The following is a 21,469-nucleotide window of genomic DNA, read 5'->3' on the forward strand; positions in this document are numbered from 1 at the left end:
TATTATGAGCAAATTTCTTTTTTCAGTATTATTTCTAGTCAGCAGCCTTATTATTTCATTAGCAGGGAATGCTCAGGATAATATGGCCAGTACTTCCAGTTCTAATAAACCTCAGGCTGCTGCAGGATTATTACCGATTCCACAACAAGTTGAACTTTCGGGACAAAGTTATGTTTTAGATGAAAGCTGGAGTATAAAGGCCATAGCAGATAATCCTGCAGTAAAAAGTCTGGAATCAGAGCTGCAAGAACGCTTTCATTTAATACTTAAAGATAAAGGCAGTCCTAATGGTTCAATAAAGTTATTGGTTAAACCTGGTTCGATTAAGATAGAAAATGCAACAGATACCAATAGAACTGCATTAGCAAATCAGGCCTATCAGCTCACTTTGAACAAGAATGAAATTTCAATTTTAGCAAATGCTGATCAAGGTTTATTTTATGGAGTGCAGACACTCCTGCAATTGCTGCAGTCCGATAATGGAAAAGTATTCTTTGCTACTGGTAAAATTGTAGACTGGCCCAATTTGGATTTAAGAATGATTTATTGGGATAATGCCCATCATTTGGAACGGATTGATGCCATGAAGCGCGCCATAAAACAAGCTAGTTATTATAAAATAAATGCAATAACGATAAAACTGGAAGGACATTTTCAGTTTCCTTCAGCAAAACCCATTGTTGAACCTTATGCCTATACGCCTGCAGAATTTCAGGACCTTACAGATTATGCTAAGTCGCATTATGTGGAGCTGGTTCCTTACATAGATGCCCCAGCGCACGTTGCTTTTATTTTAAAACATCCAGAGTATGCCGGGCTAAGAGCCTTTAGTAATTCTAATTATCAATTTAGTGTAGTTAATCCAAAGACCGATGAATTGTTACTGAATATGTTTAATGATCTTTTTGATGCAAATAAAGGAGGTAATTATGTAATGCTTTCGACAGATGAAGCATATTACCTGGGAAAGGCTGCTGATGATAAAAAACTTGCTAAAAAATTAGGTGGAAACGGAAAGCTATTTGCAGACTTTGTTACCCGGATTGGAAATAAATTACATGAAAAAGATAGGAAAGTAATGGTCTGGGCAGAATACCCACTCAGACCTCAAGATATCAATACATTACCATCCCACATTATTAATGGTGTATATAATAAACAATGGGCGCCGAAATTTAAAGCAAATGGGATGAGACAGCTGGTTTATACTTCTACACAAGGTGAGGAACCACTTTTCCCGAACTATCATAAACATCTTTTTAAGAAATCTTTAAATGGGGATGGTACCTTAGCGCTTACTGATGATGAAAAACAACAAGGCAATAGGAATATCGGTAGAGTGGAAGAAGTAAGCGAGGGAATAACCTCTGCGATTTCAGATGGTAGCGCTGATCTTATGGGAGTAGTTGTTGCAGCCTGGGCAGATGCTGGGTTGCATCCAGAGACATTTTGGTTAGGATATGCTACAGGTACTGCAGTAGCTTGGAACCATCATACCGTGAATCACCAGGATTTGTCAAACCGGTTTTATACTTCATTTTATGGCAGTAAAGCTGTAAATATGGATAAAGTATACCAGTTATTGAGTACACAAGCAGAATTCTGGGATAAAAGCTGGGATTGGGTTACTTCTACCCATCGTTCACCAATTTTTGGTGATTCAGAGAAAGTATTTGAAACTCCACAACCAGTTAAAGATCAGGTACTCCCGGCATTACCTTTGCCTTCTGGAACAGATCTTTCTTTAAATGAAGATTGGGCTTTGAAGAATAAAGTAAGGTTAACTCATGCAGAGAATTTCCTTAAGGCAAACAATGAGTTGATGAACTTGTTGAATGATAACCTTTCCTTAGTAGGTCGACAAAATTATAACTTGCAGGTTTTATTCTCTGTTGCTCAGATTTGCCGTCAAAATTTAAATCTGATGTTAGACCTGCAAAATGCTACGGCACTTATTAAAAATGCTTCTGACGTTGCAAAACAGAATCCGACACTTGCAGTGTCTCTTATCGATCAGGCACTAAGGCAGGTAAAAAAGATTCATGAAGAAAGAAACTTATTGCTGCAGTCCGTGTCATCTGTATGGTTTCAGGATTGGTATCCCTTGGTGGCGGAGGCAAATGGTCGTAAATATTTACATCAGGTAGATGATGTGAAAGATCACGAACCGGTTAGGACAATTGATTTAAGTTATTTAATATACCGTCAGTTAAAATACCCTGTTGGCAAATGGGTAACAGAGCTCTCGAATGCACGAAATCAATTTGCAAAAGCAAATAATTTACCGGTTAGTAACGAATCATTGAATTGGGAAAATACTAAATTGTAAGCATGGTTTTAACATTGAAAGGAAAACCTTTCCAGATCGAAGACATTTCCTTGTGTACCGAGGTTAGCTCGGTAAGCTTATCGCCTGATGACAGTAAGATCCTCTGTGTAATTTCTACTATAGATATTGCAAACAACTGTGTTAAAGATGTAATTACACTGATCGATGTGGAAACTCGGAAGCAGGAGACATTAACAGCAGGAAGAAGTCCTTCCTGGTCTCCCAATGGATTGCAGATTGCCTATGAAGGGGAGGATGGCGCACTGTGGATTTATGATTTAAAGCAACAGTTGAAGAGATTTCTAACACAAATATATCAGTCTGATTATTTTATGGGTCATATGGCAGAAAAGAACTTTTGCTGGTCACCAGATGGGTTGTTCATCGCTTACCTAAGTGCTTTCTCTTATGAAGATGTCAAGAATGAGACGGAAAAAACAGTATATGTAACAGATCGACTATTGTACAAAACGAAAGGTGGCAGAGGGCGAGTTGCCTTTACTGATGACCAATTAACACATATCTGGATCGTTTCTCTTTTAGATGAAAAGTCTGTCTTGCTTACTGATGGTAGCTACAATGAACATTCTATATCCTGGGCAAGTGATAGTCAGCATATAAGCTTTGTGAGTAACCGTTCCGGTGATCCAGATAACAATCAGTTTCATGATTTGTGGACTGTAAACATCAAGATTAAAGAAGTGCTGCGGTATACCCATAATTTTGGTACTGTATTTCAGCCCAGTTGCTCACCTGATGGAAAAATGATTGCCTTTATTGCAACTACTAATAAAATTAGCACAAATGATAGCCCCTCAGAGGACAGCCATTTATATGTTTTATATTTGGAAAATGGTGCTGTCGATCAGCTGGCTACAGCGTTAGACCGAAGGATTGAAAATATTCGCTGGCATCCGGCTGGTGAGTTTATATACTTTACGGCCGGTAGCGAAGGAAAAACTTCTATTTACCGTGTTTCACACCAGACCGATGCTTTAGAAATAGTCATTACAGGTGAACAACACATTTTGGAATATGCTTTAAGTACAGCTGGCAATGATATTGTATATGTAAGTACCAGCATCAATCAACCTTCAGAAATCTTTCTGTCACAGCAAAACAAGCACGGTGTTCAAATAAGTAATTTAAACAGTAAAATAATTGATAATTGTTCACTTAAAGAGGCAGACACATTTTGGTTTAAAAGTTTTGATGGAACAGCTATTCAGGGCTGGTTAATGAAGCCAACACATTTTGAAAATAAAAAGAAGTATCCTGTAGTTCTTATCATTCATGGCGGCCCACATAATATGTACGGTTATGAGTTTGATGAAAAAATGCAGCTCTTGTCTGGAAATGGATATGGCATTCTTTTTATTAATCCAAGGGGAAGTAGCGGATATGGACAGGCATTTTCGAATGGATGTGTAATGAGCTGGGGCGATGGAGACTATAAAGACCTGATGCATGGTCTGGATTATGTTTTAGCAACAACTAGTTGGATAGATCACGACAAACTTGGCGTAACGGGTCAAAGTTATGGTGGATATATGACCAATTGGATCATCACACAGACAAACCGTTTTAAAGCTGCAGTTGTAGATGGAGGCATCAGTAACCTTGTTAGTTTTGCGGGTACTTCATTGTATCATTCCTTAATTGAGTCTGAATTTAATGGAAGTACATATGACAATTTCCCACGACTTTGGCAATGCTCACCGTTGAGAAATGTAAAAAATGTGATTACGCCTACACTGTTTCTTCATGGAGAAACAGATAACGAAGTTCCTATAGGTCAGGCAGAGGAAATGTATATAGCCCTTAAAAAGCTAAATGTAAGATCTAGCTTTGTTAGATATATCGGAGAAGGCCATGGATGGCGGCCCAATTTAACACCCCGAAATAAAATTGATTTGTATAAAAGAATGATAGACTGGTTTAACCAAATGGAATAAACTTATGCTATGACCACTATTGTACCCGAATCTTCAAGATCCTTTTGGTCCTGGGCCTTTATTCCTGAGTCTGTAACTACGATATCTACCTTTGAAATTGGAGCAATAACCGCAAAACTCCTTTTCGAGAATTTACTGGAATCGGTTACTACAATTACTTTTCTTGCTATTTCGATCATCACGCGGTTTAAATGTGCTTCTTCCACATTCGGGGTAGAAAGGCCATGTGTCGTGTTAAATCCATCAACTGCTAAAAACAATTTATCGCAAAAATAATTCTGAAAATTTTCTTCTGCAGTGGAACCGACAAGCGACAAAGAATTCTTTCTCAAAATTCCTCCTGGTATGATTACGTTAACATTTTTCATTTCTGCTAATTCATTTGCAATATTTATTGCATTGGTAATGATAGTCAGACTGGCAAACGAGTCCAGATGTTTAATTATTTCCTTGGTCGTACTACCAGAATCCAGAATGATGGTATCTCCTTCCTCTATTAATTTAGCGGCAGCCTCCCCAATTTTTTTTTTTTCTTCGAAATAAAGTGCTTTTTTTTCTGATATATTAAAATCAAGACCAACCCTGCTGATGTTAATAGCACCACCCCTGGTTCTTACGAGCATCTTTTTCTTTTCCAGCTTATTTAAGTCATTCCGAATCGTAACCTCACTAACTTCTAATTCTTCGCTTAAATTAGTTACATTAACCTGTCCGTTTAAATTTAATTTCTGAAGGATAAGTACTCTGCGCTCCGTGGTAGTTGTTTTCTTCTCTAAAGACATACTAAAATAGTTCTCTTACAATATGGACTGTTATATATATCTGGCAACAATCAATTTTAGAATTATCAAAGTTACTAATATATAAGCGAAAATGCTATTCTATTTCTAGGGATTGGTTGGCCACTATTCGTTTCTATTATGAATTGCAGATTCCATAGCAATATCTTCCATGAGCAGGTGAATAGTATTGTAAACATTCAAACGAGGATTAGGGTGAAAAGTGTTTTTTATAAGAAAATAGATTTTTAAAATATAGGGACATTGTGCCTATATTTGTTAATCAAAGTATATCATGACATTAAATGAACCGAAAAAAACAAGAGAATTATATGAACTCACTCTCAGTATTGACCCATTCGATTCGGAAACCCATTTCAATTTGGCTACTTTAATCTATACTCATTTCAAAGATTTCAATAATGCAATTGTAAATTTTGAACAGTCTATTGAACTTAATCCAAGTGCTATAGCATTTCAAAATTATGGTTTGTTGCTTAAGGATAAACTAGCTCAACCAGATAATGCTAAGATTCAATTTGAAAAAGGATTAATACTTGAGCCTACAAACAAAATTTTGCTGAAACAGCTTGGACTCCTTTATCAGGACGATTATAAAGATTTTTTAAGAGCAAAGGTGTATTTTGACAAATTTATAGTGCTTAATCCAAATAGTCATGACCATTACTTTTACACTTTATTTCTTTTACTTATGAATGTCAAGGAATACAAACCGCTTGCCAGAGACCATTATAAGAGAGCATGTCAACTAAATCCATCACTTCAGGATTCAATCTTAGAGCAGATGATGAACTAGGTAGTTAGCGGTGCGCTCATTATGAGCATTGGTGCCACACCTGCTTTAGTTTAGTAGCGTAACTTGTCTACAGCGGTGACTTGATGCCAGCTGGTAAAGCGATTCAATCGTCGTATTTTCCTTATTTCCCTTAAAATTTTTAATAGTCCGTTTTTCCGTCAATCCTGAATGTTCAGCAACAAGTTTAATATATGTATTGAATTTTTGATGCGATAAGGTAGGTAGTTCACTATGATTTGACTAAAATCGGCCTTAACTTTTCCATGATCCGAATGGTAACCCGGTTAAATGATAAGTAGAGAAGAACAGTAGTTAACCGAAAGGTCTTAAAAGGTCGTTTCTGGAAGCTGGCTTCGATAAAATACTCTTAGGGATTATGCTTTCTTTTTCGAAATTGTTTTTTTAAAACGCGAGTAAGTATTGCATTTAAATCTTAATTTTTAACCAATGGACAAAATTTAATACCAACAGGATTTATATAAAAGTGTTTACACAGAAAACCTTTTGCTAATCCCTGAACTACATAATCCAAATTACAACCAGCGACATACAGCCATCATTGATGAATTATTTGAGCTGGATAGAATTTTGTCTTCAGATGTAGCTAAGGAATATATAGGTAGCCTAGATGAGTATACAAATGATGAAAATTTAGATAAGATGATCCTCAAATTGAAGAGGATATCGAAAGGTTGGAAAAATCAGACAGGGAATGAGGGACATTAGAAAGTTTGAATTAAACTAAGTGCATTGTCGTGCACTGTCCGCATCTCTTCAATTCTCTAACCCCGTCTTCTTTTTATAAAACTTCTTTTTACACCTGTAACAGATATAATGTTTAACCGCTAACCACGGAAGTAGTTCCTTGAACAGCCAATCCCGCGGTATCCTGTCCGTATCCGCATTACTTTTGCAAGAAGGACACACAGGGTTATGATTATAATTGACATCAAAAGGTTTGTAAGATTCTATTTTAACTATCTTCATAATTTGACGTTTTAATTAATCGTTATTCAAATTTATCAGGATACTAGTTTGCAAACCACCTTATTATTAAAATTCCAATACAGGTACATGGTTAGTGAATTTAACAGGAGAAATAATAGCCGTTACCAGCTGCTGATGAAAATCATTTCTCGGTAGAGCTATTAAACCATACTGCCTAAACCACTCACTGGCGGCACCTATATCATGTAACATAAACCCATCCGCCCTTAGTTTTACCAATAGGTAATAAAAGGCAATCTTGCTGGCATTATCAACTGTATGGAATAGCGTCAGACTGCTGAAATGCCCGTTGATCGCGATTCCAATAACACCACCTACAAGCACTTTGTTCTGGTAGGTTTCCACACTATGCATGAAACCCATTTTATGTAATTCCAATGCAGTTTTAATATATTCAGGTGTTAACCAGGTTTTGGTTTTTTGTCCCCGTGGTTGCGCACAGGCCATTATGGTTTTCTCAAAGGCAGTATTGATCCTCACTTCGAATTTCTTTTCCGACTCCTGAAATTTTTCTTTCTTCAAACGGCGCTGAAGATCCTTATGCAACTTGAAATTTTGTAATGGTATGATCCCCCGGATTTCAGGATCATACCATTCAATAACTTTCCCATCGGTCATGTTGGGCAGGGGATATATCCCTTGCAAAAATCCTTTTAAAAATAGAAAGGGTGACAATTCGACCTGACCATAAGACCATAATAAAGCATCATTTTTACCACCAGATGCTTTTGTTAAAGCCATAAGCGATAACTGTTGAAGCAATCTTCTTGTTCTGGTTTTTACATTTTTACGAATGTTTGCTGAGAATTCTTTCGAAATAATCTTCATTAATATATTTTGTTTTCTGACGAAATGAAGCTGTTATCAATTTATCATTTCGCTTTGTAAGCTATAAGTTTAGGTAGTTCATTATTGTTCAACCTCCCAATATGTCAATTGTGAAACGGTTTAATCGAACACCACTTTCAGTTCAAATTCGTCTTATGTAAACCGGTTAATCGCTAAAAAACAAGCTCGGGTACCTTCTCAGAAAACTTTACCGGAGCAGTAATTGCCGGGATTAGAATTGCCCTGAACTCCTCTCTTAATATATTGACGCTGCCAAATTGTGTAAACCATGAATCGGCAGCTCCACTTACATGTAATTTAAAACCATCATCCTTCAGCTTCACCAGCAGGTAATAAAAGGCTACTTTACCTGCATTGTCTACGGTATTGAATAAACTTAAGGTTACAAACTGACCGTTAATGGCTAGCCCGATAACCCCGCCAACCAGTACACCATTCCGATAAGTTTCTACGCTATGTGCAAGACCAATTTTATGAAGTTCCATGGCTGCTTTAATATAGTCAGGAGTTAACCAGGTTTTAGTCTTGCTTCCACGGGGTTTCGAGCAACCTACTATGGTTTCATGGAAATTAGCATTGACCTTAATCACGAACTTCTTCTCAGGAGGCTGAGTCTTCTCCTTTTTTAATACGCGCAATAAATCATTACGCAGTCTAAATTTGTCTATCGGTATAATTCCCCTGATTTCAGGATCGAACCAGTCAATAACCTTTCCATTGGTCATGTTCGGTAAAGGATACATTCCCTGACAATAACCCTGAACAATAAGATAAGGTGTTAATTTGAATTGGCTATAAGACCATAATAAGGCATTATCTTTGCCTCCCGAAACTTTTGTTAATGCGGAGTGAGATAGCTGCTGCAACATTCTCTTAGTAGGTTGCCTCACAGTCTCCGGAATAATTGCTGACAGCTGCTTTGGTAAAATTCCCATATGAAATGATATTTTACTAAATATAGCCAGAAGAATTAATACTATATAAATTAATTATCTTTTTGGGAGTTGTGCTGTATCACTACTGGATACTTCATTTAACCACTTTACAGTTCTTTTTTTTAATCAATTAAATGGGGTCATTTATCATCGTTCTACGATGTTTCGCCCTAGATCCAACTGCACAAAAAAGCCCGTCATGTTGTTAAACCGACAGGCGTTTTACAAATAAGTAAAATAAGTGCTATTTTTTCAGATTCTCTAAATAAACGGCCAGAATATTCTTCAAATAGATCTCCGGTTTTGGCATGTTAATAATTGTTCCGGGTTCTTTATCTTGAGATTGCTTGATATAATTTGCTTTAATCTTTCCCCAGTCTTTGGAATATAGTTGTATAAAAGTATCCAGAAACTGCTTTTCGGTATAATCTTTTGGAAGCTTACTTAGTACAGCTTCAATTTTTTCTTCTTTTTTATGTAATACGGCCATGAGGTCAGTTAAACTTTAGCTGACAAAGCTACGAAAATAATAGCCTTAAACAGATTTTACCGGTCCAGCCAGTGTTTAAAGATCGAGGCTTTTTCTCTGCTGATGAAGACCTCTGTTTCCTGCAGCCCGTTTAAAACCACTTTTAGTTTGCCGTTAAAGAAATTGTGAATGGTTTTGATACTGTTAATGCTGATTAAATGCTGGCGGTTTGCCCTGAAAAAGTGATCAGCATTTAATTGTTCCTCCAATTCATCCATCGTGAATAATACCGCCTGTACTTCTCCGTTTTCCAGCACCAGGTTCGAAACTTTAAATTCCGAATAGATGTAAGCAATGTCATCCACATTGATGGTCTTATAACCATCATGTATCGGAATTAAAAAGCGGGAACGGTAGACTGCACCTGGTTTCCTGATAATTTCTACAAGGTTGTTGATCATAGCCTCACTTTGTGTTACCGAAAATACATGTTTATGTTTAGTTAATGCACTCGCTAGTTCCTGCTTATCAATAGGCTTAAGTAAATAATCAACGCTGTTTACTTTAAATGCCCTAATCGCATATTCGTCATAGGCCGTGGTAAAAATTACCGGTGACTTCACCGAGCAGGCAGAAAAAATTTCGAAACACAAACCATCAGCTAAGCGAACATCCATCAGAATTAAATCAGGTTCTTTGTTAGCAGAAAACCACTCAATACTGTCGGCAACACTTTCTAAAACATCAACCACTACAATATCTGCATCAATTTCATGGAGCAGGCTCTCCAACCTGTTCGCATTACGCTGTTCGTCCTCTATGATCAGTATCTTCATAAGATTAAATGTTTAGTAAAGGCAATTTAACGATAAACTGATGATCTGTTTCAATGATCTCGAAAGTCTGCTCAGATAGTAAATTATACCTGCTTTCGATGTTTTTCAAACCCGTACAGGTAGAAGGAATATTATAATTGAGGCGCTGTAAGGTGTTGGAAATCACAAGGTGATCATCGCCATCCATAGTAATCGAAATAAGTAAGGGTTTTGACCGCGATGCCATGTTATGTTTAATTGCGTTTTCAATCAGTAATTGTAAAGTAATAGGAGGGATGCCTTTCTTCAGAATTTCATCACTAATATCAATTTCCATTTTAACATTGTTGCCCAGCCGGATCTTAATTAAATAAAAATACGCATGGGCAAATTCAATCTCTTCTTCAACAGTAATAAGGTGTTTGTTTAGGTTAAGGATCATATACCGGTACACCCTGGATAAATTTTCAAGAAAATGTTGTGCCAGGGACTGGTCTTCCGTGATCAGCGCGGAAAGTGTACTGAAGTTGTTAAACATAAAATGGGGGTCCAGTTGCGCTTTGAGCGATTGCAACTGGGCCTCTAAAGCGATACGCTGCAGTTCGGCCGTCTTTAAATTTAACGCTGCTGTTTCCAGGATGGCATCCTTCCATTTCTGCAGGAAAAAATTACCGGTATAAATTAAGCTGATTAAGATAGATAAGAGCAGACTCACCACAAAAGATTGCCGGAGGGCCAGTGCATCCAGCTCATCAATATTTACATTGCCTATAACCAGGTAAATTGAAGTTCTGATATAGATAATCAGAAAAATGATGGTCGCGATAATTTGTATGCTTAATTGTGACGTAAACCGTTGTAAAGGGTGGGTTACCCAGGGTAGGTGTCGATCGAGTTTCCTGGCAACGATCAAACTGATCTCGGTAAGCAGGTAACAGAATATCATTACTAAAAACCATTCCAGTGCAATGCTGGAACTACTACGGTTAAAATAATGTGCCCAGTCGCGGTAAGGGTTAACCAGGAAAGAAAGCACATAAAAACTCACAAAAACTACAGGTATAATAATGAACCTGAAGTGCTTATAAAAGTCCCTGTTTTGTTGGTTTAATTTCATATTGACATTATCATCATAAAGGCTGTTGATGTAAATCACACCTTTGATTCTACAAAAATACCTACTATACAACAGATAACCGTAGTGAACTTACTGAAAGGATGATAATTAAGACTAAAGCGGTTGATAGCATGACTCAAATGTTGTTAGGATATAATCAGACGGTGGTTGAATTAACTATCTTAAGACCATATTCATTTGGGTAACGAATTGCTCCACTTCAGCATAAAAATTACTTAGTTCAGTTAATTTTTACACAAGTAATTGGCAATATCTCCTTACTTTTGCCAATCAATAAATTGAAGTAAAACATAATTAAAAAGCACCCATCGCATTATTTTGCTGGTTCCATGATGGACATAGTGAAATTTTGTTGTAAAAAATAAGCTGATGATAGCTTCATAAACATTAAAAAACAATTACAAACTAATGAAAATCCACAAATCATTCTTTGTGCTCCTTGGCTTTATTCCGATACTCCTCCCTGGATACACTTTTGCACAAACAGAACAGGAAAACGAAGTTCTTAAAAATGCTACACTTCAACAGGTAATTGGTTATGCGCTAAAAAACAAACCTGAAGTAAAACAATCTGTTTTGGATGAAGAAATTGGTGAAAGAGATATTAATTCGGCACTTTCTGGCTGGTTGCCTCAGGTTAATTTTGATGCGAATTATAACCATAACCTAAAGCAACAAACCAGTGCCCTTAATGTTAATGGTGAGACCTCTTATATTACTTTGGGTAACAAGAACACTTCCGGAATGGTATTACAGGCTGATCAACAATTTTTAAATGCTGGGTTAATCCAGGCCTCTAAATCCGCAAAATATTTCAGACAACAGTACAAACAAACTACCGAAAATAATAAAATAAATACGGTAGTTGATGTAAGTAAGGCCTACTTTGATATTCTGACAAGCCAGGAGCAGCTGAAAATAATTACAGAAAATATTGCTCGTTTAGAAAAGCAGTTGAAGGATGCCAAAGCGCAGTATGAAAGCGGTTTGGTAGATAAAACAGATTTTCAACGTGCTCAAATCAGCTTAAGTAATTCTTATGCAGATAAAAAAAGAACACAAGAACTGTTGAAGTATAAATATGCCTATATCAAGAGTTTAATAGGTTATAGTGCTGAAAAAGAATTCAGCCTTGAAGTGGATACCGACCTGATGGAACAACACGTTTTAATGGACACCACTCAAATGCTTAACCCGCAGAATAGAGTGGAGTATCGTTTGTTACAAACGCAGAAACAACTGCAAAATATCAATACCAGTTACAACAAAGCAGCTTATTTACCTAACCTTTCAGGCTTTATTAATTACAGCTGGAACTATCAGAATGATGATTTTGAAAATTTGTATGACAGAAACTTTCCTGGATCTATAGTAGGTTTGAAATTGAACATTCCAATTTTCCAGGGTACCAAACGTATTCAGGAAATCAGGAAATCACAACTACTGGAAAAAAGAATTGATTTAGATATTGAAAACACAAAGAACCAGATCAATTCACAATATGAACTGGCATTGGCTACTTATAAATCCAATCTTAACGACTGGAAAACTTCAAATGCTAACGTAGACATTTCTAAACAAGTTTATAATACCATCAAACTTCAATATGATGAGGGCATTAAAACTTATTTGGATCTGATGACTGCAGAGACTGATTTGAACACTTCACAACTTAATTACCTTAATTCCTTATATAGTTTGCTATCTGCTAAACTAGATGTACAACAAGCTTTAGGCACTATCACTTTAACTCAATAAAAAACAGCAATGAACTTAAATCCAATAAAATCAGGTCTTTTCATACTTGGAACGGTTATGTTAGCATCCTGCGGAAACTCATCCGATCAAGCTAATCAGCAAGCAGCCCCACCAGCAACCCCAGTTACCACTTATACGGCAACGGAAGAAAATGTAACTACCGTAGATTCTTATCCAGGTGTAGTAGTTGCTTTAAATGAAGTTGAATTACGTGCACAAGTTGGCGGTTACCTGACAGCAATTTATGTCAAAGATGGCCAGCAAGTAACTAAAGGACAAAAATTATACGAAATCGACCGTACAAAATATCAGGCGGCTTACCGTTCGGCATTAGCAAACCTGCAGGTAGCTAAAGCCAATGAGGCAAAAGCGAAAAAAGATGCGGATCGTTATACAAAACTAAGTGAGCAAGATGCCGTTGCTAAACAACGTGTTGATTATGCTTTAACCGACCTTGCCAATGCAGCTTCCCAGGTGGCAGCAGCAGCGGCAAATGTGGCTAACGTAAGGTCAGATCTTCAACGTTCACAAATCGTATCTCCCCTTAATGGAAGAATAGGTATTTCTTTGGTGAGGTTAGGTGCTTACGTTACGCCGGGTTCTACTTTGATCAATACGGTATCAACTTCTAATCCTATTGCAGTTGATATTTCAGTGAATCAAAGAGATATTTCCCGTTTTGTTGAATTACAACAAAAGCAGTCAACCGTAACAGATTCAGTCTTTACCATTGAGATGCAGGGTAAAGGTGAATACAAAATGCCAGGTAAAATTGTAGCGATTGACCGTGCTGTTGATCCGGGCGCTGGTACAATTAAGGTAAGGGTCAGTTATCCAAATCCCAAACAACACCTGGTAGCGGGGATGAGCGTGAATGTTAAAGTGTTGAATAAAATAGAAGGTAAACAAGTAACTATTCCTTATAAAGCAGTTTCAGAGCAATTAGGTGCTTATAGTGTTTATGTTGTTGGCGATAGCAGTAAAGCAGAGTCACGCCAGGTAAAACTTGGTAGTGTAGTTGGAGATAAGGTAGTGATTATTGAAGGCGTTAAGAATGGTGAAGTGATTGTGGCCGAAGGTGGACAAAATGTAAGACCAGGCGCTGTAGTTAAACCTACTCCAAAAATTTAATTTTTATATCCAATTAGAATCATATGATTTCAGAAGTATTTATACGGCGTCCGGTTACTGCCATCGTCATATCCATATTACTTGTACTGATCGGTACCATTGTACTTACAACCTTACCCATCAGTCAATATCCCAATGTGGCTCCACCTACCGTTACGGTGAGTGCATCCTATACAGGAGCTGATGCTGAAACAGTTGAAAAAACTGTGACCACTCCTATAGAAACCCAGATTAATGGTACGCCAGGCATGAAATACATGACCTCCAATAGTACATCTGATGGTCGTTCATCAATTACGGTAACCTTTGAAGTAGGTACTGATATCGATATCGCTGCCCTGGATGTTCAAAACAGGGTTGGTATTGCAGAACCTGCACTTCCCGAAGCGGTAAGACGCTTAGGGGTAATTACCAAAAAGGCCAATACAGATTTACTGATGGTTTTGGGTTTATATTCGCCCAATGGTACTTACGATAATAAATTCCTTTCCAACTATGCGGAGATCTACCTGAAGGATGCATTGTTAAGGGTCAAGGGTGTTGGTGATGTGATGGCTTTCGGTCAGCCTTTCAGTATGAGGGTTTGGATGGATGCCACCAAAATGGCTGCCTTAGGCATTACGCCAGTAGAAGTGACAGGGGCTATTCAAGAACAAAATACGCGTATCCCCGGTGGTAAAGTAGGGGGTGCGCCACAAATGGACAACCAGACCTTCGAATATAACGTTATCCTTGATGGTGACCTTTCCACTGAAGAAGAGTTTAGAAATATTATTGTAAAGACGGCGCAGGATGGATCACCGGTTTATCTTAGAGATATTGCCCGGGTAGAACTGGGTGAGTTTTCTTATGCTACCACTTCCAAATTAAATGGAAAAGTAGCATCCATGATGGGTATTAACCAGACGCCGGGTGGTAATGCAGTTCAAACTGCTGAGGGTATTTATCAAACGCTTGAAAATGCTAAGAGATCCTTCCCTGAAGATTTAGATTATGTAGTGGGTTATGAAACTGTTTCTATTGTAAACGTTTCCATCAACAGTGTGGTTCACACCCTTATTGAAGCCTTGATATTGGTAACGATCGTGGTATTTATATTCCTTCAAAGCTGGAGGGCTACACTTATTCCCGTATTAGCTATTCCAGTATCTATTGTAGCTACCTTTATTTTCTTTACACTTTTTGGCTTTTCGGTAAACATCCTGACCATGCTTGCATTCGTGTTGGCTATTGGTATTGTGGTGGATGATGCCATTGTGGTGGTGGAGGCTGTACAGCATTATATAGATCATGAAGGTCTGTCTGCTCCGGAGGCCACCCGAAAAGCGATGAAGGACATCACCGCCCCGGTAATTGCCATCGCTTTAATTTTAGCAGCAGTATTTATCCCGGTTGGTTTTATACCTGGAATGGTTGGTCAGTTGTACCAGCAATTCGCCATTACCATTGCCGTTTCGGTGTTAATTTCGGCTTTTATCGCCTTATCGCTTACACCAGCCTTATGTTCCATTATGCTTAAACCGATGAGCCTGAATAAGGAATCAAAAGGTTTAGATAAATGGTTCTATAGGTTTAACGCCTGGTTCGCAAAAGTGACCACCAATTATTCTGAAGGCGTTCGCTGGTGTTTGAAAAAAGCACCGCTGGTTATGGTTCTTGTAGGCTGTCTATATGTGGGTACTTTAGCTATGTTCAACGCTAAACCTACAGGTTTCATTCCTAATGAAGATGCAGGTGTATTTTTAATGGGGGTTTCTTTACCTGAAGGTGCATCAACAGCGCGTACGCAAGCTTTTGTTGATCGTATCAGTGAAACAATCCGCAAAGAAAATCCGTCTGTTGCAAGTGTAACTTCGATTACCGGTATTAACATCTTGAACCGGGCTTTTAAATCCAATGCGGCTACCTTCTTTGTGCAGCTGAAACATTGGGATGAACGTGAAACTGAACTGCCGGATGTCGTTGCGAATGTACAAAAAGCTTTTGCCGGTGATAAAGAAGGGTTTGTGTTAGCGGTTCAACCACCTCCAATTCCAGGTTTAGGTACTAGTGGTGGTTTTAACCTGCAAATACAGGAACAGCAAACAGGAGATATTAAAAACTTTGAAGCTGTAGTAGGTAAATTCCTGGCGGCAGCAAATCAACGGCCGGAGATTGGCATGGCCTATACTTTGTTCACTGCCAATACCCCGAACTACAAAGTGAAGGTGGACCGTGAACAGGTTAAAAAGATGGGTGTTAACATTGGTGCTGTTTACAGTACAATTTCATCTTACTTTGGTTCCAGCTATGTGAATGATTTCACAAGATACGGACGTAATTTCAGGGTAGTTGCCCAGGCAGATACGACTTTTAGGAAAAACATAGAAAGTCTGAATAACCTGTATGTGAAAAATAACCAGGGAACCAATGTGCCTTTGAGTTCAATGGTAACCTATAACAAAATAGAAAATGCTTCTATTATTAATCACTATAATTTATTCAGGGCTATCGAGATCAATGGTGGAGCTAAACCGGGCTATAGTAGTGGTGACGCACTTAAAGCGCTGGAAGAAGTTGCCGCAGAAACGTTACCCGCAGGTTATTCTTACAGCTTCTCCGGTTTAAGTCAGCAGGAACAAGAGTCTGGTGATGCAACTACAACAATTTATGCTTTGATCGTAATTGTTGTATTCTTGCTGCTTGCTGCTTTATATGAAAGCTGGTCTGTACCATTCTCCATTTTATTAAGTGTGCCACTAGGTTTATTTGGTTCTATTGTGGCCCTTTTGTTTCTTCCGCACTTGGACCTTAACATCTATGCGCAGATTGGTTTGATTACCTTAATTGGTTTAGCGGCTAAGAATGCGATCTTGATTGTTGAATTTGCCAAAGAACGTGTGGATTGGGGTATGCCTTTAATTCCTGCGACTATTGAGGCAGTTAAATTGAGGTTGAGACCGATTTTGATGACATCCTTTGCCTTTATTTTAGGGATTATTCCTTTGGCTCTTTCACAGGGTGCAGGTGCTGCTTCCCGCCAGACTATTGGTATGACTGTAGCTGCAGGTATGTTTGCAGCAACAATTTTAGGGCTGTTCGTTGTGCCTGTATTGTTTGTACTGATTACGAAAATAGCTTATGGTAAAAAACACCTTGCTGAATTAGAGGCAAATTATAATCCTGATGCGCATAAAGATACCTTACATGCGGATGAGGATCTTGTTGAAGAAGCAGAAGCTGTGGACAAGCGCTAAACTCAGCTAAAATTGTCTCTAATCTCCATCTCTTTTTTTGAGGTGGGGATTTTTTTTTGTCTGTAATTCTTTAAAGCCAGACTTACGGTGACTCATAGGTCGTTTAACCATTGAGCCAACATTGCCAGGGGGTTGGTAGGGCCTTGTCAGGGCTATTGGCCCTTTCGATGCCCTGACAAGGCCCTACCAGTGCCCTACCAACCCCCTGGCAACCAGTAGTTGAATATTTTTAAGGACCGGTTTTGATCTTTGCTGATTTAATAATTCAAACATTATAAAAAGATTAAATGTTACTCATTTATATCAATCGAAATAATGATGAACACTCAGCAAGAAAATAATCCAAAGCCGGTAGTGCATCCGGAAGAAGCAGATACCGGTGAGCAACCTGAATCAAAGCCAGCTCCAGCTCCTGAAACCAGCGAAACAAAATCTCCCGCAGATCCACCGCATGTGGAAACACCTAAAGTACCGGATGCCGATGCAGAGGGCCTTCCATAGGTGATCATTGATTTATATTCTTTAATAGGTTGTGATTTTAATTTAACTTCATATAAAATTGCTGTATGAAAAGATTTTCAATTCTATTGTTGCTCATCACCTTTTCCTTCATGGCTTATTCGCAAAATAAGGATGCCATTTTGGGCCGATGGGTTAATGCAACCGGGGAAGCACATATTGACATTCATAAAAAAGGGGACAAATATTTTGGAAAGATTGTTTGGTTAAAAAATCCTAGGGATGAAAAAGGGAAGGAGAAGACTGACTACAAAAATCCTGACCGAGCCTTAACTTCAAGGCCGATTCTCGGTTTGGAGATCCTGAGAAATTTCAAATATGAGGAGGGCAAATGGAAAGGCGGTAAAATTTATGACCCTAAAACGGGTAAGACTTACAGTTGTACCATCACGTCAAAAGGAACCAACCTGATTGATATCCGCGGGTATATTGGCATTTCTTTAATCGGCAGATCTGAAACCTGGAAACGTATTAAATAGTTGAATTATTAATGAAGAACTTTATCTGCCTGATCTTATTGCTGCCCTTTATTTCCTATGCGCAGCCCAAATCCGATACACTGTCCAAGGAGCAATCTTTTAAATTAAGGTCATTAACATCCGGAACCAATACCAGTATCCGCGGTTTATCGGTTGTTTCTGACCAGGTAGCCTGGGTGAGCGGGAGCAATGGTTTTATCGGTAAAACCACTAACGGAGGCTTACACTGGGAATGGGTGCAACCTCAGGGGTATGAAAACTTAGATTTTAGGGATATTGAAGCATTTGATGAGCAAAATGCCGTAGCGGTTAATGCGGGTTCCCCTGCTTATATTTTGTTGACTACCGATGGTGGCAAGACCTGGAAGACCACTTATAAAAATATGGATGCTGCAATTTTTCTCGATGGAATGGATTTTTGGGACCGCCGAAACGGGATCATTTTTGGTGATCCTATTCACAATCAACTGCAAATCCTTAGCACAAATGACGGTGGGCAAAGCTGGAAAGCCATCTCTAATCAGCTAGACATAAAAATGCAGGAAGGGGAAGCTTCTTTCGCCGCCAGTGGAACCACCATTAAAACATTAGACAAGGGAAAAGTATGGATTGCTACGGGTGGGGCAGTGGCTAACATTTACCATTCCAACAATTACGGGCAAACCTGGGTTAAATATCCTTGTCCGATTTGGCAGGGGGAAAATAGTACAGGTCCTTTCTCGATAGACTTTTTCGATGCGCAGCATGGCATTGTGGTAGGGGGGAACTACCTTCAGGATAAAGCGCGTATGAACAACGCCCTGGTAACAAATGATGGCGGGGCGACATGGCTCAAACCCCACACGTCTGTCTTTGGCTACCGTTCAGGGGTATTATACCTCCATAAAAAACTGTGTGTGGCTGTTGGAACCTCAGGCGTAGATATTTCTAAAGATGGGGGCCTGAACTGGGTAAATATTGCAGAACTTGGTTTCCATGCGGTGAAAAAGGCAAAGAAGGGAAAGCTCATTTTGCTTGCTGGTCCTAAAGGAACGGTTTATAGCCTTACTCTCCCCAAACGGTAATGACTAGTTTTCTTTTTCCTCCATAATTACGGTGCTCGCCTAGATAAATTCCCTGCCATGTACCCAGGCCCAACTTTCCGTTGTGAATAGGAATCATCACAGAATTGCCCAGCAGGGCTGCTTTTAAATGTGCTGGCATATCATCCGACCCTTCATCATCGTGCTTGTAATCCGGATCATTCTCCGGCACGGTTTTATTGAAAAACATCTCAAAATCTTTTCTTACGGCAGGAGCCGCATTTTCATTGATCGATAAGGAGGCGGAAGTATGTTGTAAAAAAACCTGGCAAATGCCTGTTTTGATTTCGTTTAATTGAGGTAGCGCATTTAAAATTTCGGCGGTTATCAAATGAAAACCCCTTCTTCTTTCCTCAAGAACTAGATGGTGTTGAAATATTTTCATTATTATATAGTTTGTTTTTAATGGTGATGAAGCTATCATAAGCTTTTTCATTGCTTTTTGTAAACTGCAAGCTTATGATGGTTTCATTATTATATAGTTTGTTTTTAATGGTGATGAAATGGTGTTGATGTGATCTCCAATATTGTTTTTGCAAGCTCGATCATCTGCTCATTTCCTGTATGTTTTTCCTCGTTATCAGACAACTTGATGACTTCCGTCCATTCGCTATCTTGTGGCTGAGCTGAAGTCATTTTGATGACGATATTCAAGGATTTCGGCCCTACATCGTTGGTGAGGTTAGTGCCTATACCAAAAGACAAACCTATTTTACCCTGGCAATAGTCCGCAATCCGTGCCACTTTTTCATAATTCAGGGAATCAGAAAAGATAATGGATTTCGTTTTCGGATCTATCCCTAGCCGGTTGTAATGTGCAATTACCTGATCAGCAAACTTAAGGGCATCACCACTGTCATGCCTTACCCCATCAAATAATTTAGAATACATTTTGTCGAATTGTTTAAAGAAAACAGCAGTGGTATAGGTGTCAGATAAAGCAATACCTAAATCGCCGCGGTAAACTTCTACCCAATGCTGTAATCCCATTGCGTTAGCCATCTTAAAGCCATAACGCGCAGCATGAAACATGAACCATTCATGGGCATGTGTGCCGATGGGTTTGGTTTCATAAAGCATAGCCATGTGCACATTGCTGCTTCCAATGAAAGAACCGGTGCCGTACTCCTTTAAGGCTTGTAAAACCAGACGATGAACATCATAACCATACCTCCGCCTGGTTCCGAACTCTGCTACAGTCACGCCAAGTTTGGTGTAGGCTTCAATTTTCATCCGGGTAATATCAATTACCTCCTGATTACTTACCCTAACCACCGTACTGAATTTATAGTACAATTCACAAATCAGGGCCATTAAGGGCACTTCCCACAAAATGGTGCGGTACCATAGGCCCTCTATATTTACTTCAAGTTGGTCTCCCTGCTGCTTAATGGTCACTTCTTCAGGATTATAACGGTAACCTTCCAGAAAATCCAGGTAAACGGGATCCAGGTAAGGGCAGATGACTTCCAGAAAGTTTTTCTCTTCACGACTCAGCCTTAAGGATGCCATTTCATTTATAGCGCTTCTGAAAATATCTGCAAAGCCAGGGGGAAAGGTATGTTTACCGCGGTTGATAAATGTATAACGGGCCCTTGCACCGGGAAATAGCCTGATCACACCCTGTTGCATGGTAAACTTGTAAAAATCATTGTCCAGTATGGAAGTGAAGGAGAAAACAGGCGGCATATTCATAAGACATTGATCTGCTATCAAAGATAAGCTATTATGGCTATTGATAGCAAAAAGGAAAGCCCGGATAAAAACCGGGCTTTGTGCTTAATACCTTTTGGTGGTGTCTGTTGGATTAGTTCCTGAAGTATCTCTTTTCATAGTTCCGGAAGTATCCTTATGATCTTTCCACTTGCCTTTTTTATGTTTCTTCGTTTTGTCGGTGGTCCGCTGGGTAGTGTCCTGGGTAGGCACCTGCGCAAATGATGGCAACGTAAATGCTAGTAATAAAGCAACGATCAATAACTTTTTCATAGGTTCAAATTTTAAAATGTTTAACATAGATTTATGTGACTATTATTATCATAACAGCATTTTTAAATTTCTGTTCATACCAGGTTCTAAATATTTGAATTACATCGCAGAATTTTTAAAAGTAATAACGAAAAATCATTGATTTTAAAGCATTCAGCCGTTTTTAAACCATTTAGTGAGTATT

Annotated in this window: 19 protein-coding genes; 9 read left to right on the top strand and 10 right to left on the bottom strand. The window is 38.6% G+C overall.

Features of this window, described 5'->3' with window-relative positions:
* Positions 1 to 4 precede the first annotated feature (4 nt).
* Both WG905_RS02360 and WG905_RS02365 read left to right on the top strand, forming a co-directional pair.
* A complete protein-coding gene (locus WG905_RS02360) occupies positions 5 to 2,329 on the top strand; it encodes a glycoside hydrolase family 20 zincin-like fold domain-containing protein (protein ID WP_339590086.1) in 2,325 nt (774 codons plus the stop codon).
* A 2-nt stretch (positions 2,330 to 2,331) separates the two neighbouring features.
* Entirely contained in the window at positions 2,332 to 4,284 is a 1,953-nt protein-coding gene (locus tag WG905_RS02365) for a S9 family peptidase (RefSeq protein ID WP_339590087.1), read from the top strand.
* Between the two features lie 2 nt (positions 4,285 to 4,286).
* On the opposite strand, the gene agaR is transcribed toward WG905_RS02365, so the two are convergent.
* A complete protein-coding gene (agaR, locus tag WG905_RS02370) occupies positions 4,287 to 5,066 on the bottom strand; it encodes a transcriptional repressor AgaR (protein WP_339590088.1) in 780 nt (259 codons plus the stop codon).
* 292 nt (positions 5,067 to 5,358) lie between these two features.
* On the opposite strand from agaR, the gene WG905_RS02375 reads away from it, so the two are divergent.
* Entirely contained in the window at positions 5,359 to 5,880 is a 522-nt protein-coding gene (locus WG905_RS02375) for a tetratricopeptide repeat protein (protein WP_339590089.1), read from the top strand.
* 774 nt (positions 5,881 to 6,654) lie between these two features.
* Here the strand turns inward: WG905_RS02375 and WG905_RS02380 are convergent.
* The 6 genes from WG905_RS02380 to WG905_RS02405 all read right to left on the bottom strand — a co-directional run bounded on the left by WG905_RS02380 (position 6,655) and on the right by WG905_RS02405 (position 11,073).
* Complete coding sequence (locus tag WG905_RS02380) at positions 6,655 to 6,867, bottom strand: hypothetical protein (protein WP_339590090.1); 213 nt, start codon at positions 6,865 to 6,867, stop codon at positions 6,655 to 6,657.
* Positions 6,868 to 6,933: 66 nt separating this feature from the next.
* Positions 6,934 to 7,716: a leucyl/phenylalanyl-tRNA--protein transferase gene (locus WG905_RS02385; RefSeq protein ID WP_339590091.1), complete on the bottom strand. Its 783-nt coding sequence runs from the start codon at positions 7,714 to 7,716 to the stop codon at positions 6,934 to 6,936.
* A gap of 173 nt (positions 7,717 to 7,889) precedes the next feature.
* Positions 7,890 to 8,672: a leucyl/phenylalanyl-tRNA--protein transferase gene (locus tag WG905_RS02390; protein WP_339590092.1), complete on the bottom strand. Its 783-nt coding sequence runs from the start codon at positions 8,670 to 8,672 to the stop codon at positions 7,890 to 7,892.
* A gap of 244 nt (positions 8,673 to 8,916) precedes the next feature.
* Complete coding sequence (locus tag WG905_RS02395; RefSeq protein ID WP_339590093.1) at positions 8,917 to 9,162, bottom strand: hypothetical protein; 246 nt, start codon at positions 9,160 to 9,162, stop codon at positions 8,917 to 8,919.
* Positions 9,163 to 9,218: 56 nt separating this feature from the next.
* Positions 9,219 to 9,977, bottom strand: coding sequence for a LytR/AlgR family response regulator transcription factor (locus tag WG905_RS02400; RefSeq protein ID WP_339590094.1), 759 nt, complete (start codon positions 9,975 to 9,977; stop codon positions 9,219 to 9,221).
* A gap of 4 nt (positions 9,978 to 9,981) precedes the next feature.
* Positions 9,982 to 11,073: a sensor histidine kinase gene (locus WG905_RS02405; RefSeq protein WP_339590095.1), complete on the bottom strand. Its 1,092-nt coding sequence runs from the start codon at positions 11,071 to 11,073 to the stop codon at positions 9,982 to 9,984.
* 429 nt (positions 11,074 to 11,502) lie between these two features.
* Here WG905_RS02405 and WG905_RS02410 point away from each other — a divergent pair, with 429 nt between their 5' ends.
* The 6 genes from WG905_RS02410 to WG905_RS02435 all read left to right on the top strand — a co-directional run bounded on the left by WG905_RS02410 (position 11,503) and on the right by WG905_RS02435 (position 19,281).
* Positions 11,503 to 12,852, top strand: a complete 1,350-nt coding sequence (locus tag WG905_RS02410; RefSeq protein ID WP_339590096.1) for a TolC family protein — start codon at positions 11,503 to 11,505, stop codon at positions 12,850 to 12,852.
* Positions 12,853 to 12,909: 57 nt separating this feature from the next.
* Positions 12,910 to 13,983: an efflux RND transporter periplasmic adaptor subunit gene (locus WG905_RS02415; protein ID WP_339590097.1), complete on the top strand. Its 1,074-nt coding sequence runs from the start codon at positions 12,910 to 12,912 to the stop codon at positions 13,981 to 13,983.
* 23 nt (positions 13,984 to 14,006) lie between these two features.
* Positions 14,007 to 17,219, top strand: a complete 3,213-nt coding sequence (locus WG905_RS02420; protein ID WP_339590098.1) for an efflux RND transporter permease subunit — start codon at positions 14,007 to 14,009, stop codon at positions 17,217 to 17,219.
* A 315-nt stretch (positions 17,220 to 17,534) separates the two neighbouring features.
* Positions 17,535 to 17,720 carry a hypothetical protein gene (locus WG905_RS02425; protein WP_339590099.1) on the top strand — a complete coding sequence of 62 codons (186 nt, stop codon included), beginning with the start codon at positions 17,535 to 17,537 and terminating at the stop codon, positions 17,718 to 17,720.
* Between the two features lie 65 nt (positions 17,721 to 17,785).
* Positions 17,786 to 18,217, top strand: coding sequence for a DUF2147 domain-containing protein (locus tag WG905_RS02430; protein ID WP_339590100.1), 432 nt, complete (start codon positions 17,786 to 17,788; stop codon positions 18,215 to 18,217).
* An 11-nt stretch (positions 18,218 to 18,228) separates the two neighbouring features.
* Complete coding sequence (locus tag WG905_RS02435; RefSeq protein WP_339590101.1) at positions 18,229 to 19,281, top strand: WD40/YVTN/BNR-like repeat-containing protein; 1,053 nt, start codon at positions 18,229 to 18,231, stop codon at positions 19,279 to 19,281.
* Here the strand turns inward: WG905_RS02435 and WG905_RS02440 are convergent.
* From WG905_RS02440 to WG905_RS02450, 3 genes are all read right to left on the bottom strand, one after another.
* Positions 19,262 to 19,684 (bottom strand): secondary thiamine-phosphate synthase enzyme YjbQ, encoded by a 423-nt coding sequence (locus WG905_RS02440; protein WP_339590102.1) that lies wholly within the window; start codon positions 19,682 to 19,684, stop codon positions 19,262 to 19,264. The two genes, WG905_RS02435 and WG905_RS02440, sit on opposite strands and share 20 nt — an antisense overlap.
* A 104-nt stretch (positions 19,685 to 19,788) precedes the next feature.
* On the bottom strand, positions 19,789 to 20,988 hold the full coding sequence (pncB, locus tag WG905_RS02445) for a nicotinate phosphoribosyltransferase (protein WP_339590131.1): 1,200 nt from the start codon (positions 20,986 to 20,988) through the stop codon (positions 19,789 to 19,791).
* A gap of 90 nt (positions 20,989 to 21,078) precedes the next feature.
* Positions 21,079 to 21,285, bottom strand: a complete 207-nt coding sequence (locus WG905_RS02450) for a hypothetical protein (protein WP_339590103.1) — start codon at positions 21,283 to 21,285, stop codon at positions 21,079 to 21,081.
* Positions 21,286 to 21,469: the final 184 nt, after the last annotated feature.

The sequence above is a fragment of the Pedobacter immunditicola genome (genome assembly GCF_037482985.1).
Lineage (GTDB): Bacteria > Bacteroidota > Bacteroidia > Sphingobacteriales > Sphingobacteriaceae > Pedobacter > Pedobacter immunditicola.

Bases quoted from the DNA above. Each gene is read 5' to 3' on its own strand.
- WG905_RS02360 (WP_339590086.1), top strand. From the start codon at position 5: ATGAGCAAATTTCTTTTTTCAGTATTATTTCTAGTCAGCAGCCTTATT.
- WG905_RS02365 (WP_339590087.1), top strand. From the start codon at position 2,332: ATGGTTTTAACATTGAAAGGAAAACCTTTCCAGATCGAAGACATTTCC.
- agaR (WP_339590088.1), bottom strand. From the start codon at position 5,066: ATGTCTTTAGAGAAGAAAACAACTACCACGGAGCGCAGAGTACTTATC.
- WG905_RS02375 (WP_339590089.1), top strand. From the start codon at position 5,359: ATGACATTAAATGAACCGAAAAAAACAAGAGAATTATATGAACTCACT.
- WG905_RS02380 (WP_339590090.1), bottom strand. From the start codon at position 6,867: ATGAAGATAGTTAAAATAGAATCTTACAAACCTTTTGATGTCAATTAT.
- WG905_RS02385 (WP_339590091.1), bottom strand. From the start codon at position 7,716: ATGAAGATTATTTCGAAAGAATTCTCAGCAAACATTCGTAAAAATGTA.
- WG905_RS02390 (WP_339590092.1), bottom strand. From the start codon at position 8,672: ATGGGAATTTTACCAAAGCAGCTGTCAGCAATTATTCCGGAGACTGTG.
- WG905_RS02395 (WP_339590093.1), bottom strand. From the start codon at position 9,162: ATGGCCGTATTACATAAAAAAGAAGAAAAAATTGAAGCTGTACTAAGT.
- WG905_RS02400 (WP_339590094.1), bottom strand. From the start codon at position 9,977: ATGAAGATACTGATCATAGAGGACGAACAGCGTAATGCGAACAGGTTG.
- WG905_RS02405 (WP_339590095.1), bottom strand. From the start codon at position 11,073: ATGAAATTAAACCAACAAAACAGGGACTTTTATAAGCACTTCAGGTTC.
- WG905_RS02410 (WP_339590096.1), top strand. From the start codon at position 11,503: ATGAAAATCCACAAATCATTCTTTGTGCTCCTTGGCTTTATTCCGATA.
- WG905_RS02415 (WP_339590097.1), top strand. From the start codon at position 12,910: ATGTTAGCATCCTGCGGAAACTCATCCGATCAAGCTAATCAGCAAGCA.
- WG905_RS02420 (WP_339590098.1), top strand. From the start codon at position 14,007: ATGATTTCAGAAGTATTTATACGGCGTCCGGTTACTGCCATCGTCATA.
- WG905_RS02425 (WP_339590099.1), top strand. From the start codon at position 17,535: ATGATGAACACTCAGCAAGAAAATAATCCAAAGCCGGTAGTGCATCCG.
- WG905_RS02430 (WP_339590100.1), top strand. From the start codon at position 17,786: ATGAAAAGATTTTCAATTCTATTGTTGCTCATCACCTTTTCCTTCATG.
- WG905_RS02435 (WP_339590101.1), top strand. From the start codon at position 18,229: ATGAAGAACTTTATCTGCCTGATCTTATTGCTGCCCTTTATTTCCTAT.
- WG905_RS02440 (WP_339590102.1), bottom strand. From the start codon at position 19,684: ATGAAAATATTTCAACACCATCTAGTTCTTGAGGAAAGAAGAAGGGGT.
- pncB (WP_339590131.1), bottom strand. From the start codon at position 20,988: ATGCCGCCTGTTTTCTCCTTCACTTCCATACTGGACAATGATTTTTAC.
- WG905_RS02450 (WP_339590103.1), bottom strand. From the start codon at position 21,285: ATGAAAAAGTTATTGATCGTTGCTTTATTACTAGCATTTACGTTGCCA.